We start from the raw sequence: 13,613 nt of genomic DNA, 5'->3' as shown, positions 1-13,613 counted from the left end.
AAGGAGGAGCTAGAGATGTCAATCGAACAATTCGGTTATAAACAGGAATTGAAAAGGACATTAACGTTTTGGGATCTTGTATTTTATGGGCTGATTTTTTTGGTTCCTATTGCTCCATTTGGTGTGTTTGGCTATATCTCTGACACTTCGAAGGGTATGGTTGCCCTAACTTATATCATTGGTATGATTGGAATGATTTTTACGGCCCTGAGCTACGCTAAAATGTCCCAAGCTTTTCCGATGGCAGGTTCCGTTTACACTTATGCACAAAGAGGGATTAATGAGTATGTTGGTTTTCTTGCCGGCTGGGGAATCTTGCTAGATTACATTCTTGTACCTGCTTTAACTTATGTTGTCAGCGCAGTTTCATTAGCGGGAATGGTTCCAGAAGTGCCGGTTTGGTTTTGGTTGGTTCTCTTTATTTCCTTTAATACCTTCATTAATATTCGCGGGGTAGAATTTACCGCAAAAGCAAATAAAATTATTTTGGTTTTACAATTTATGGTTTTATCTATTTTTCTTATATTCGGGCTGATCGCTTTATATAAAGGAGTAGGCGGTACTAGCTTAACAATCAAACCTATATATGATTCCAGCAAGTTTAATCTACACATGGTTATGGGAGCAGTTTCAATAGCGGTGCTATCCTTTTTAGGTTTTGATGCTATTTCCACACTTTCCGAAGAGGTAAAAGGAGGCAACAAAATTGTAGGTAGAGCTACAGTTCTTACTTTGTTGATTGCAGGCGTATTGTTTATATCTCAAACCTGGGTCGCAAGTGATCTTATCCGCGGATTAAAAATTGAAAATTTAGATACAGCTTTCTATCAAGCAGCTGAATTGGCTGGGGGGAGCTGGCTGAAAAATTTGACACTCATTGCGACAGTGTTTTCTTGGGGAATTGCCAGCGCACTTGCATCTCAGGCAGCCATCTCCCGACTTCTTTATTCCATGGGGCGTGACCGTAAACTACCTTCTGTATTCGCAAAAGTTCATCCGAAATTTCAAACACCATATATTAGTACTTTTCTAGTAGCTATTGTTTCTTTTTCTGTAGGAATGGCGTTTGAAAATAACATTGGGATGTTAACGAATATTGTTAATTTTGGAGCGTTGATTGGTTTTCTTATATTGCATATTTCAGTAATTAATCATTATATCATTCGCCAAAAATCAAAAAAATTTATTCAACACCTTGTATTTCCTCTTTTTGGATTAATTATTATCGGCTATGTAGTGTATGGAATGGATCGGCTTGCGATTGAAATTGGATCTGTTTGGCTTATCATAGGGGCCGTATATATGTTTGTGCTTCAAAAAGTGAAAGTAGGGAAGATAGAGATTAAAAAAGGGGGTTCTGAACACATTGAAAACCATTGAAAAACAAGACATAGAATTGAGTGAGGAAATGAAGGAACAGTTGACTCGTATTCGAAGACATATTCACCAGTATCCGGAACTTTCTTTTCAGGAATACGCTACGTGCGAGTATATCATTTCATGCTTGCAAGAATGGAAGATTCCGTACAAAAAAGTTGGAGAAACGGGGATTGTCGTTGATATTATCGGAGAAATGGGAGAGGGATTGCACATTGGGGTGCGGGCAGACATCGATGCGTTGCCGATTGAAGAACAAACGGGCCTTTCCTTTTCTTCTCAAAATCATGGAGTCATGCATGCTTGCGGGCATGATGGCCACACTGCTATTTTATTAGGAACAGTCTATCAGTTATTTCAATTCAAACATAGATTTAGTGGACGGGTCCGTTGTATTTTTCAACCAGGTGAAGAAGCAGATGGCGCAGCAGAAGAAATGATACAAAAAGGAGTGTTAGAAAATCCTTTGATCGATGAAATGATTGCTCTTCATTTATGGCCCCATTTACCATTCGGAACGGTTGGTATCAAGCGCGGTGCCATTACAGCTTCTTGTGATAATTTCATGATTGAGATAGTGGGAAAAGGAGGGCATAGCGCACGTCCGCATCAAGGTATTGATGCTATTGCCATTAGCGCTAATGTTCTTCAGGCTCTTTCTCTTCTTGTTACGAAAAGCCATAATCCTATCGAGCCTGTAGTGATCCATGTCGGGAAAATTCAAGGCGGGACGGCAAGTAATGTAGTTGCGGATCGGGTAGTCCTAGAAGGAACAACAAGAACCATAACTATGGAAACGAGACAGAAGATAAAATCACAAATTATTCAACTGGTTGAAGGTATAGTGAATTCGTATGGAGCCAAAGCCAATGTTACATATACATATAGCCATCCGCCGGTGATAAATGACGAAGCATTAACTCATAGCATTGAAGAAGGAATAAAGGAATTATTAGGTGCGAATGAAGTTTATGTATTGAAAGATCCCTCAATGGGAGCAGATGACTTTGGCGCATTTGCTGTAAAGGTTCCGAGTACCTATTTCCGATTAGGTATTAGACAAACCGATCAGCCTTGTTATGATTTACATCATCCTGAGTTTCAATTTGATGATCAGATTATTGCAGTCGGCGTTAAGATCTTTACTTATAGTGTACTAAGAAGATTACTAAAAGGGGGGCAATCAACATGTTAACAAAAGAAAACGTTTTAAAAATCGTCGAACAAGAAAATATTGAATTTATTCGAGTGGAATTTTTAGACTATGCTGGCATGACGAGAGGAAGAACAATCCGTGCTTCTCAACTTAACAGCGCAATGGAAAAAGGAATTAACTTTAGTACAGCAATTATGAGTTTCGATTGTTTTGATGAATATATTCCCAACCCTACGTATGGAGCAAACGATGGAGATTTCTTTGCGGTACCTGATCCAAGTACCTTCGCTATCCTTCCTTATCGGAAGAATACAGCAAGAATGCTTTGTGATTTAGTTGATGAAAACGGAGAACCATGGGAGGGATGTCCAAGAAGCGCATTGAAACGCCTGCTTTCGGAAGCAGAAACACTCTTAGGCGGAAACATGTATATGGCATTTGAACAGGAAGCCTATTTACTTAAAGAAATAGATGGAAAACTAGAGCCAGCAGATAAAAGCCATTGTTTTTCTACAGATGGCATAGACATTCAAGAAGATTTTGTTCAAGATTTTGTTTATTCCTTGGAAAAGATGGGTGTTCAAACAGAACAAATTTCCAGCGAGTATGGCCCTGGGCAATTAGAGATAAATTTGAAATACGCTTCTGCTTTGAAAGCGGCGGATGATCAAGTAACATTTATGCATTTATTTAAACAAATTGCTAGGGATAAGGGGATGGTAGGGACATTAATGCCTAAACCGTTCCAACACTTACCGGGCAATGGATTGCATGTTCATATTAGTATATTTGATAAAATTGGTGAGAACATTTTCCAAGATACCACGGATTCAAGAGGGTTGGATATGTCTGAAAAAGCGTATCATTTTATAGGTGGACTTTTGAAACATGGAGCCTCTCTAATTGCAATTGGAGCCCCGAGTATTAATTCCTATAAACGGATGCAGTCAGGATCTTGGGCACCAGCCCACATCTGTTATGGAGCCAGAAATCGTTCGGTATTAGTAAGAATCCCTGACAAAGCAAGAGCAAGAAGATTTGAATTTCGGGGTGCTGATGGAACGTGCAATCCATATTTGCTTGCAGCTTGTTTAGTAGCTTCGGGTCTCCATGGGATTCAAAACAGAATGGATCCAGGTGAACCGATGGATGTGGATATCAGTAAGTTAGATGATATTGAATTACAAGAAAGAGGAATTTCTTGGGGGCCGAGAAACTTAAATCAAGCAGTAGGTCATTTAGCAGAAGACACAATCCTGGCTGAAACTATTGGAAGGCCAATCTGGGAGGAATTTATTAAAATAAAAAGATCAGAATGGGATAAATATAGTAGACAAGTAAGTGATTGGGAATTAAGACTATTCTCTTCCAGGTTCTAAATAAAAAGATGCGGTTGAGAAGGAAATCTGTAAATACTTGAATCATTATAAAAAGTTCTTCTTATATTGATTCTCACAATCTCAAAAGTGCGGGCGTATCCTCAAAAAATAGTAAATATACTATGAGATAAGGTTTCTACCTTATCTTTTTTTATTTTAAATATAAAAATTACATCCGATTAATTAATTCCGTATATGGTAATTCTTTGTTGTTGTTTTCATGCTAAATAGATTAAAAATACCATTTATGTGTTCAAGAGCGGATTAGTTACAAAAAGAGGGATAATAAGGTATTTTGTCGAATGAGTTTTCGTAAAATAATGAATTAAAAAAAGATGGTGTAGTTGGCTGGGTGGCTAAAAATATTTTTGGTTAAAACAAATAAGTTACGTTATATATGAAAAGGGGGAATGATGAATTGGTTCATCAGATGGAAATAGAAGAAGTGAAAAGAATTGACGAAGATATTGAGGGGCTTTCAGAGCTTTTGAGAGTAGTAGTAGATGATGGGGCATCAATAGGTTTTTTACCGCCAATGAAACAAGAAGAGGCGATAAAGTACTGGGAAACCGTGTTAAGTCCTGAAATTATACTATTTATTGCAAGGATAAACAATGAAGTAGCAGGCAGCGTACAATTGCATTTAAGTACGAAGCAAAATGGGAGTCACCGAGCTGAAATTGGAAAATTAATGACGCATCCTAAATTCAGACGCGATGGAATTGGGCGTGCCCTTATGCAAAAAGCAGAAGAAAGAGCAAATCAAGAAAATAAATCTTTGTTAGTATTAGACACAAGAGAAGGAGATCCTTCTAATAAACTATATGCATCATTAGGATTTGTTGAAGCAGGAAAGATTCCATGCTATGCTGAATCGGCAAACGGAGAATTACATACAACGGTTTTTTATTATAAATGTATTTAGTAACTTTTAAAAATATCGTGATGCTATTTCAAATGCACACTTTTTTCTAAAAATCACGTTAATATATAATGTAAAACCACCGTTTTTATCAAAATTTATTTCAAATCTACATAAAGTCACAGCTATTTGGGAGTCCAATACATAAAAATATGGTTATCAAGTCGGAGAAAGGCGCTCGAGGGTGTGTCTTTCTTTTTTGTAGACCAATAACATAATAATGCATTATAAAAATGATATAACTAGAAAACAGTTAGATTCCCTATATCTAGCTGTTTTCTATGAAATACATATACGTATTCTGTAATGGAGGAAAGTCTAGTGAAAGAAAAGTCATTAGTAAAATACATTTTGTATTTTTTTTCTTATATTCTTATTTATCCATGCTTATATATCCCGTTTGGAATCATTCTTATAATGATTGCTGGCTCAAATCCTCCGGAATCTATAGGCAATTTATTGGATACTATTTATTGGATAGTAATTACAATTATCGGATCTTGGATTTTAAACGTCATTTTTAAACGAAAAGCACAATTAAAAAAGAATACTGCATATTCTTGGCTTATATTTACCCTACATTTAATTCTTATTCCCTTGTCTCCGTATTTATTTTGGCTATTAACTAGGTAAAGCACTCAAAAAAGTACTTTTTCTTTTTAATAAAAAGGCCCCGTTATAAACCGGAGCAAGAAAAAATGAATAGTGAAGTTGCAACTCTTTAGAAAACAATTCTAGTACATCAGAAATCGATAAACTGTTTTGTAAAGAGATTAACAAAAATTATCTATCTAATTTTTGTTAAAATATGTATGAAAATGGAATTCTAATAAAAAATTGGAGTGAAAAATGTTGGAAGAAAAAGTATGTCCTAAATGTAATGCTAATCAAATTGAGAAAGGGATTGTAAGGGCAGGTAACGGTGTGGTTCATATGTTTTCCTATAACAATCCAAGAAGTCAATCGTCACCAATATCTTCATATTTCTGTTTAAATTGTGGATATGTTTTAGGTTTATATGTTGAAAAACCTCATAACTTTTAAAGCAGACTATTAAGCTAATTGATGCACTAGTTGAAGTAGGAACGCAAACCGTTCAAATCTTTATATAAAACAACCATCCAATTTAACATGGAAAGAGCTTGTTGTTGATTTGGAAAAAAGTTTGATACTTTATTTACACAGAAAGGAACATTAGGTATGAAAAAGTCAAGAAACGCTAAAGATTTAATAGATAGTTTAATACCAATGGGAATGATTTTTGGTTGTGCTATCGGTGTAATTTTTGGCATGTTTTTCAAACCAAGCTTTCTAGTATTTACAGTTAGTTTAGGAACTGGAATAGGCTATTTATTTGGAGTTATTGCGTTTGGAATTTATAGTAAGAAAGGGAAATCATAGTTTGAGAATATGAATACCGGTGTAATTATTGCGGGGATAGGGTCTGTTATCATTATTGGCAGAAAAATTTCTGAGCCGGAAAAAGGGAAGTAAGGAGCTTAAAAAAACAATAACTTATGAGTGATTGTGGAGAATCAATAGTAGAAAATGATCAAACTTTTTTATAAAAATTGAACAATACTTTATAAAGAAAAACCCCATTTTGATCAATCTTTTTTCAAAATGGGTTCTTTTAATTTAACGTAAAATTCGGGTTTGCGAGGTGTTTTTAAAGCTACACTTGTTTGGATCGAACTTTCTTCAAACCAAGCTCTTTTCTTTAGTTGATTTATCAATATTAATAGTATTATTTCAATCAAATTTTATTTCAAAGCTACATTAAGACTTAAAAAATACTAATTTCCTGTAAGTGTTTTAAAAGATAAAAAACAACTGTTTACGGTATAAAAATAGTGCTATTTATGAGGGATTTTTTACTTCCCCTTAGGATAGCACTACATTCGTTAAGCTTTTGGTGTAATCTTTAACAAAACTCTTTAAATGTAGTGTAGTGCTCTAAGAAAAAAGAAAAATCTTTAAACAAAAAAATCCCTACTTTCGAAAATAGTGGGGATTTTTTGCACTTTTACAGACTTAGGGAAATGAATAAAAAAGCATTGTTAATTCTAGACAAGTTAGTACAAGTAGAAATAGTCACCATGTTGACATGTTTTGTGGGATATAGTATTTTATATTTGTAAACATGGTGACTAATATGAGGGGGAGTTAAATATGGATATTAACTTTTTAATGAAAGAACTACATTTTATGCAGCAAAGTTACGCGACTTTGTTTTCGGTTGTCAATAAGGTTCAAACGCGGGGGGACGAATATATGGAGATATTAACTGCCCGACAACATATGGCTCTGATTGCTATTGCACATTTGCCAATCGAAAGAACTACACTTATTAATATCGCTAAAAAGCTCGGTACAACAAAACAGACCACTAACAAGTTGATTACAAGCCTTGTAAAAAAAGGTTATGTTAAAACTGTGCCGAGTAAAATAGATAAACGCTCTATCAATATTGAGATTACTCCTGAAGGAAAAAAAGCTTTAATTGTTTGTTCGGAAAAGTCCACCTATTTTTTAGCGGATATGTTTCACGATTTCACGACTGACGAAATTGAAACATTTTGGAGATTATTACAAAAGCTCTATCGATTCGACGGCGAAGAACAAGACGGTTTTGAAGAAAATGCAAATTTCGAAGTTGATGAGCAGAAACAGTTGAACTCCTATCAGGAAAAAGTCTTGGCTGAGTTTTCAAAACGCCGATATGGGGGTGCGGATTGTGAATGAATCTTATATTAGTAATACGCTTCATCAGAAAGCAAAAGATATTAAGAATAAGATTAAAGAAAAAGTCTATTATGTTAAGAATACAGTCCAGCAATCTATTTCTCAGGTCAACCATAAATTTCACCGCAATAAGAAACGAAACTGGATTGGCAATTGTGTATCAATTGCCATTGCGCTACTCATCATAGCCGCTTCTTGGTTAACCGCAACAAATTGGCTATTTTGGATAGGTGTAGTAAGCATTTTAAGTAATGCCTTATTGCTCATTATTAGCCTTATCAAAAAATAATCTAAGAAAGGAATACATACTATAAATACTATCATTTCAACTTATCATGAATAATAGATTTTGAAATATTTCCTGTATTATATAAAATTATTGAGAAAATCTTACTTTCATTAGGTTTATAGAAATTAGAAAGGTAAAATATTATCTCCTATAGAATTATTCGTACGTTCGAAATAATTTTAAAATTGGAGAGTGATAGTTTTGTTGAAAAAAGTTGTCGCGGTTGCAACGGCAATTCCGTTGGTTTTTGGTATTATGTCCACTGCTTCTGCAGTAGAGGAAACACAAGCAAAGGTACAGGCAGTTTCGTCTCAAGTACAGGCAACCGAATATTTAAAAGCGAACGCTGCTCAGTATTCTTTAAAGGCAGATTTATCAGATTTGCAATATGTTTCTACGACAGATACACAGGTGGCATCTTATGTTAGATTTCAACAAACAGTAAATGGATCTCCTGTGTTTTCTAGACAAGTAACAGTCACACTCAACAAAGGAGGACAAGGTGTACTGGCAGTTTCAGATTACCTTCCTGTGCAGAGTGTTAAGCAAATTAAGCAAAAGCTGAGTGAAAAGGAAGCAGAAGGTAAATCTACTCAGTATATTGAAGCTGATGATACAAATGTATGGGCTCCGACTACACGTGAGTTTGGGTATATAATCGAAGAGGGTGTGGCAACTCCGGTGTACCGGATTGTTATCCACTCTCATAAGCCGTTCGGTGCGTGGGAAACATTTATTGATGCGGAAAACGGAAAGCTGCTTAAGAAAAAAGACTTAAACCGAAAAGTAGATGGACAAGGAAAAGTGTTTCTGCCAAATCCTGTAGTGACGAGTGGTAGTTTGGCTGGATTAGCTGATAATAATGATGCAGACTCGGCTGCTTTGAATAATCAACTCAAAACAGTTACTTTAAAAGGCCTCAATGGATCGGGATATTTAATTGGTGATTATGTAACAATTGCGTCGAAAGTAAAAACGTATTCCGCCTCTCTTCAATATAATTACACACGTTCAAATGATAGATTTGAAGATGTTATGGCATATTATCACATTGATACTTTGCAGCGATATATACAACAACTGGGCTTTAATAATATTAACAACCGTTCTATTAAAGCAAATGTAAATACATCTACAGCTGATAACTCTTTTTATTCTCCTACGACTAAGGCACTGACATTCGGTTCCGGCGGAGTTGATGATGCGGAAGATGCAGGGGTTATTGCTCATGAATACGGTCATTCCATTCAAGATAATCAAGTTGCTGGATTTGGGAATTCTTCGGAAGGTGGAGCCATGGGAGAAGGTTTTGGAGATTTCTTGGGAGCTACTTATGAAGATGCTGTATCAGATACAGGTTATGGAAAAGCGTGTATCGGAGAATGGGATTCGACTTCTTATTCAAATACGAACCCAACTTGTCTTCGCAGATTGGACAATAATAAAGTGTATCCGAAAGATATTGTAAATGAAGTTCATGCGGACGGCGAAATTTGGTCGCAAGGTGAGTATGACATGGCGCAAGCTTTTGGACGCGATATTGCGACAAAAATCATTTTGCAATCGCATTGGTCCCTTACTCCTAATGCTACATTCCGTGACGGCGCGAGAGCAATTAAACAAGCGGATGCTCTTCTTTACGGAGGACAGCACGGCGCGGAAATTGATCGTATTTGGACGGCGCGAGGCATCAGTACGAATTAGGGATTGTCAGGAGTGTTTTGTCTAAGTCGGTAATATTGTTTTCAGTGAAGCAGAATATTTGTATTTAGCAAAGAGCACATTGTAAGAGAAGATAAGACACCAATGTATACTTGTCATAGTGATACGTATGAGCAGCCGCTGACAAATATAAAGGGAATTTAACTGAAATTCTAGAAGATAAAAGGATATCGACATTTGTTGATATCCTTTTTTATCGTTTTAGCCAAGAAGACTCCCACCTCAAGGAACGTGAAGGGCATAGCCTAGTGAGTAGGTGGGAGTCTTCTTGGCTTCAGATAGGGCGTGGCATAAGCCGCGTTAACTATCTGACTTTTCGAGTGCTACTTGTAATAAATGAAAAATAGTTTGGGTACGAGTACCGAAACCCTTTTCTTCTTTGTATTTGTCTACTCGTTCCAATAATCCTTTTGAAAATCGGAGCACAACAGATACCTTTTCTATTGAAATTACCTCTCCAAAAAAATGGTATAATTAGTATATTAAAAGGGGGATCACATGATAATAAATAAGGCGTATAAATTCCGAATATACCCAAACAAAGAACAAGAAATCTTAATTGCTAAGACGATTGGTTGCTCTCGCTTCGTATTCAATCGTTTTTTGGCACGTTGGAATGATACATACAAAGAAACAGGCAAAGGATTGACATACAACTCTTGTTCAGCGGAACTAACACAATTAAAAAAGGAATTCGTATGGCTAAAAGAAGTAGATAGCATTTCCTTACAATCTACCCTTAAGAGCCTTGCTGATGCATTCACTCGTTTTTTCAAAAAACAAAATGATGCACCTCGCTTTAAGTCTAAAAAGAATAAGGTTCAATCCTATACAACAAAACACACAAACGGAAATATTGCGATTGTAGGCAACAAAATAAAATTACCGAAACTTGGCTTTGTTCGTTTTGCAAAATCAAGAGAAGTAGAGGGGCGTATTTTAAACGCTACAGTTAGACGCAATCCAAGTGGGAAGTACTTTGTTTCGATTCTTGGTGAAACAGAAGTGCAACCATTAGAAAAAACAGATTCTGCTGTTGGTGTTGATGTTGGATTAAAAGACTTTGCTATTTTGAGTACAGGAGAAGTAATCTCTAATCCAAAATGGTTTCGTAAGCTTGAAGAAAAATTAGCGAACGCACAGCGTATCCTTTCCAAGCGTGTGAATGGTTCTTCGAATTGGAATAAGCAACGTATCAAAGTTGCTCGTATTCACGAACGAATTACCAACGCAAGAGCAGACTACTTGCAAAAAATCTCTACTGAAATTGTCAAAAACCACGACATTATTGGTATGGAAGATTTGCAAGTATCGAATATGCTAAAAAATCACAAGTTAGCAAAAGCAATTAGTGAAGTATCTTGGTCACAATTCAGAACAATGTTGGAATACAAAGCGAAGTGGTATGGAAAAGAAGTAGTTACTGTATCTAAAACATTTGCTAGTTCTCAACTGTGTTCATGTTGTGGCTATCAAAACAAAGACGTTAAAAATCTGAACCTTCGTGAGTGGGATTGCCCTTCTTGTGGTGTACATCACGATAGAGATATTAACGCAGGACAAAATCTTAAAAACGAAGCCATAAGACTTCTAACCGTAGGAACTACGGGACTAGCCTACTAAGATAACCAAAGGATACTTTGGTGTTCGTAGGAATCTCCCACTTCAAACAACCCGTAAGGGTGTTAAGTGGGGGTAGTTCAATTTGTTGAATTGGAAAAATATCGGATAAATGTATTGACAAAAAACAAATGTGTAACTAATATAGTTACGTCTTGTTTGTTATTCTATATTCTTATTTAGTAGAGTAAATAAAAAGGAGGTTATATGATTGCAAACAGAATTACAAATGAAAGTACAAGTCGCAAAAGATAAACGAATCATTTTAGCGATCATTCTTGGAAGTCTATCTGCGATTGGTCCACTTTCTATTGATATGTATCTTCCAGCTTTTCCAGCTTTAACAGACGATTTGCACGCAACAAGCGCACTTACGCAGTTAAGTTTAACGGCATGTTTGTTAGGAATTGCGTTAGGCCAATTGTGGGTTGGTGCATGGAGTGATCGTCAAGGGAGGAAAAAACCGATTGTAATTGGTCTTGTTATTTATGCAGCTGCTTCTTTCTTATGTGCGCTGACACCTTCTGTATGGTTGCTCATTGTATTACGCTTTATTCAAGGTGCAGCCGGTTCAGCAGGAATTGTACTTTCTCGTGCTATTGTTAGGGATTTGTACACAGGATCTGAGCTCACGAAATTCTTTTCTGCTTTAATGCTAGTAAACGGAGCTGCTCCAATTTTCGCGCCTATTATGGGCGGACAAATTTTAAACTTTGCTTCTTGGCACTGGGTGTTTATTGTATTAGGTGTATTAAGTGGACTTATGTTATTAAGTGTTATTTTTATTTTGCCAGAAACGTTACATGAAGAGAAAAGAACAGCAGGCGGATGGGGGGAGAGTTTATCTCATTATAAACGATTATTACAAGATCGTGTATTTATGGGATATGCACTTTCTCAAGGGTTTATCACAGCAGCAATGTTTGCCTATATTTCAGGATCACCATTTGTTATTCAAAATATTTTTGGTGCTTCGCCGCAATTATATAGTTTATTTTTTGCGATTAACGGTTTTGGTATTATTATTGCATCTCAAGTTACAGGGCGTTTGGCAGGGAAAATGAAAGAACGTACTTTATTGGTAGCTGGGCTTCTTTTTGCATTGCTAGGAGGCATCACTCTTCTTCTTATTATTTTGCTGGCACCTTCTTTAATAGGAGTGTTAATCTGCTTCTTTATTATTGTTTCTAGCGTAGGGATTGTTGGGACAACTGGATTTACGTTAGCGATGCAGAATCAGCAGAAAGCAGCAGGAAGTGCCGCAGCTTTATTAGGACTTTTACCTTTTATATCCGGCGCTGTAGTAGCACCTTTAGTTGGTATTCAAGGAGAACAGACAGCTGTACCGATGGGAATTACAATTGTTTGTTGTCATATCGGTGCGATGCTTAGCTTTATTCTTTTAACAAAACGAACAAATAATTAAAAATTTCATTTCGATATGATTATGCATCGTAATGTTTACGTTATAAAGCAGCACAGTTTCTGTGTTGCTTTTGTTTTAATGCTAAGAGATAGATAAATAGCAGTTAATTCCCTTCTCATGAGAACTAAGGTAAAATATAAGAAGGAGGATTTTATACAGAATCCTCCTTTATACATAGATAGAGGTGAAAAAGATGATGCTGCAAGAGATGGCACTTCGCATATTTGTAGCTATATTGGCAGGAGCACTGATTGGAACAGAACGCCAGTGGCTTCATCGTATGGCAGGGCTAAGAACGAATGCTTTAGTTTCATTAGGAGCATGCTTGTTTGTTTTATTGTCAGTTATTGTGACAGGGGAATCTAGTCCAACACGGATTGCAGCTCAAGTTGTTAGTGGAATTGGTTTTTTAGGCGGGGGCGTCATTATTCGAGATGGCTTTAGTATTCGTGGTTTGAATACTGCTGCAACATTATGGTGTTCTGCAGCTGTTGGGACTCTTGTCGGAGCAGGTTTTCTAAAAGTAGCTATACTAGGAGCGTTTGGAGTTTTATTAGCTAATATTTTCCTTCGTCCAGTTGCGTTATTTATGAATAAAAAATCAACTGATCAAATGCCAGAGAAAATGAATTATGTGTTATCTGCAACGTGCTCTAATAAAGACGAAGTGCATATTAGGTTGTTGCTAATGCAAATGCTAAATACAGAAGCAATAGAATTAAGGGAACTACATAGTGAAGAGATTGAAGAAGGTAAAAAAATCATGATTCGAGCAGTTTTACATTGTGATGCTAAGAAAACAGCTGTAATTGAAAAAGTGGTGAATGGTCTTAGTTTAGAAGCGGGTGTTACAGCTGCTGGATGGAAATCTATTTCTGGGCAAGAGGTTGATTAATGGCTTTTTTTATAAAATGAAAAAAATAAATTTGGTACATGTCAAAGGTCAAATATTTAAAATGGAAACGCCATCATGAAAG

11 protein-coding genes and 1 pseudogene are annotated in these 13,613 nt (G+C 36.2%); all 12 read left to right on the top strand.

The window, feature by feature from the left end:
* Positions 1-15 precede the first annotated feature (15 nt).
* The 12 genes and pseudogenes from WAX78_RS04220 (at position 16) to WAX78_RS04165 (ending at position 13,531) form a co-directional block, all read left to right on the top strand.
* Positions 16-1,380 (top strand): APC family permease, encoded by a 1,365-nt coding sequence (locus tag WAX78_RS04220; protein ID WP_336481018.1) that lies wholly within the window; start codon positions 16-18, stop codon positions 1,378-1,380.
* A gap of 16 nt (positions 1,381-1,396) precedes the next feature.
* Positions 1,397-2,572 carry a M20 metallopeptidase family protein gene (locus WAX78_RS04215; protein ID WP_336481017.1) on the top strand — a complete coding sequence of 392 codons (1,176 nt, stop codon included), beginning with the start codon at positions 1,397-1,399 and terminating at the stop codon, positions 2,570-2,572.
* Positions 2,566-3,912: a glutamine synthetase family protein gene (locus WAX78_RS04210; protein WP_336481016.1), complete on the top strand. Its 1,347-nt coding sequence runs from the start codon at positions 2,566-2,568 to the stop codon at positions 3,910-3,912. The genes WAX78_RS04215 and WAX78_RS04210 overlap by 7 nt, the downstream gene beginning before the upstream one ends.
* 430 nt (positions 3,913-4,342) lie before the next feature.
* Positions 4,343-4,837, top strand: a complete 495-nt coding sequence (locus WAX78_RS04205) for a GNAT family N-acetyltransferase (RefSeq protein WP_336481361.1) — start codon at positions 4,343-4,345, stop codon at positions 4,835-4,837.
* Between the two features lie 846 nt (positions 4,838-5,683).
* A complete protein-coding gene (locus WAX78_RS04200) occupies positions 5,684-5,878 on the top strand; it encodes an acetyltransferase (protein WP_413789154.1) in 195 nt (64 codons plus the stop codon).
* A 144-nt stretch (positions 5,879-6,022) separates the two neighbouring features.
* A pseudogene (locus tag WAX78_RS04195) lies at positions 6,023-6,235 on the top strand (hypothetical protein); the annotation flags it as partial.
* A 771-nt stretch (positions 6,236-7,006) separates the two neighbouring features.
* Positions 7,007-7,579 carry a MarR family winged helix-turn-helix transcriptional regulator gene (locus WAX78_RS04190; protein WP_336481014.1) on the top strand — a complete coding sequence of 191 codons (573 nt, stop codon included), beginning with the start codon at positions 7,007-7,009 and terminating at the stop codon, positions 7,577-7,579.
* Positions 7,572-7,868: a hypothetical protein gene (locus WAX78_RS04185; protein ID WP_336481013.1), complete on the top strand. Its 297-nt coding sequence runs from the start codon at positions 7,572-7,574 to the stop codon at positions 7,866-7,868. Before WAX78_RS04190 ends, WAX78_RS04185 begins: the two co-directional genes overlap by 8 nt.
* Before the next feature lie 255 nt (positions 7,869-8,123).
* The gene (locus WAX78_RS04180) at positions 8,124-9,572 is read left to right on the top strand and encodes a M36 family metallopeptidase (protein WP_336481360.1); all 1,449 of its coding nucleotides are present in this window, start codon (positions 8,124-8,126) and stop codon (positions 9,570-9,572) included.
* A 516-nt stretch (positions 9,573-10,088) separates the two neighbouring features.
* A complete protein-coding gene (gene tnpB / locus WAX78_RS04175; protein WP_336481012.1) occupies positions 10,089-11,213 on the top strand; it encodes an IS200/IS605 family element RNA-guided endonuclease TnpB in 1,125 nt (374 codons plus the stop codon).
* A 226-nt stretch (positions 11,214-11,439) separates the two neighbouring features.
* A complete protein-coding gene (locus tag WAX78_RS04170) occupies positions 11,440-12,636 on the top strand; it encodes a multidrug effflux MFS transporter (RefSeq protein ID WP_336481359.1) in 1,197 nt (398 codons plus the stop codon).
* A 193-nt stretch (positions 12,637-12,829) separates the two neighbouring features.
* Complete coding sequence (locus tag WAX78_RS04165; protein ID WP_336481358.1) at positions 12,830-13,531, top strand: MgtC/SapB family protein; 702 nt, start codon at positions 12,830-12,832, stop codon at positions 13,529-13,531.
* The last annotated feature ends 82 nt before the right edge of the window (positions 13,532-13,613 follow it).

Source organism: Bacillus yunxiaonensis, from assembly GCF_037104695.1.
Classification (GTDB): domain Bacteria; phylum Bacillota; class Bacilli; order Bacillales; family Bacillaceae_G; genus Bacillus_A; species Bacillus_A yunxiaonensis.
The sequence above is the reverse complement of the archived record's forward strand: the minus strand, read 5'-3'. Positions and strand labels throughout refer to the sequence as shown.

Bases quoted from the DNA above. Each gene is read 5' to 3' on its own strand.
- WAX78_RS04220 (WP_336481018.1), top strand. From the start codon at position 16: ATGTCAATCGAACAATTCGGTTATAAACAGGAATTGAAAAGGACATTA.
- WAX78_RS04210 (WP_336481016.1), top strand. From the start codon at position 2,566: ATGTTAACAAAAGAAAACGTTTTAAAAATCGTCGAACAAGAAAATATT.
- WAX78_RS04205 (WP_336481361.1), top strand. From the start codon at position 4,343: ATGGAAATAGAAGAAGTGAAAAGAATTGACGAAGATATTGAGGGGCTT.
- WAX78_RS04200 (WP_413789154.1), top strand. From the start codon at position 5,684: ATGTTGGAAGAAAAAGTATGTCCTAAATGTAATGCTAATCAAATTGAG.
- WAX78_RS04190 (WP_336481014.1), top strand. From the start codon at position 7,007: ATGGATATTAACTTTTTAATGAAAGAACTACATTTTATGCAGCAAAGT.
- WAX78_RS04180 (WP_336481360.1), top strand. From the start codon at position 8,124: ATGTCCACTGCTTCTGCAGTAGAGGAAACACAAGCAAAGGTACAGGCA.
- tnpB (WP_336481012.1), top strand. From the start codon at position 10,089: ATGATAATAAATAAGGCGTATAAATTCCGAATATACCCAAACAAAGAA.
- WAX78_RS04170 (WP_336481359.1), top strand. From the start codon at position 11,440: ATGAAAGTACAAGTCGCAAAAGATAAACGAATCATTTTAGCGATCATT.
- WAX78_RS04165 (WP_336481358.1), top strand. From the start codon at position 12,830: ATGATGCTGCAAGAGATGGCACTTCGCATATTTGTAGCTATATTGGCA.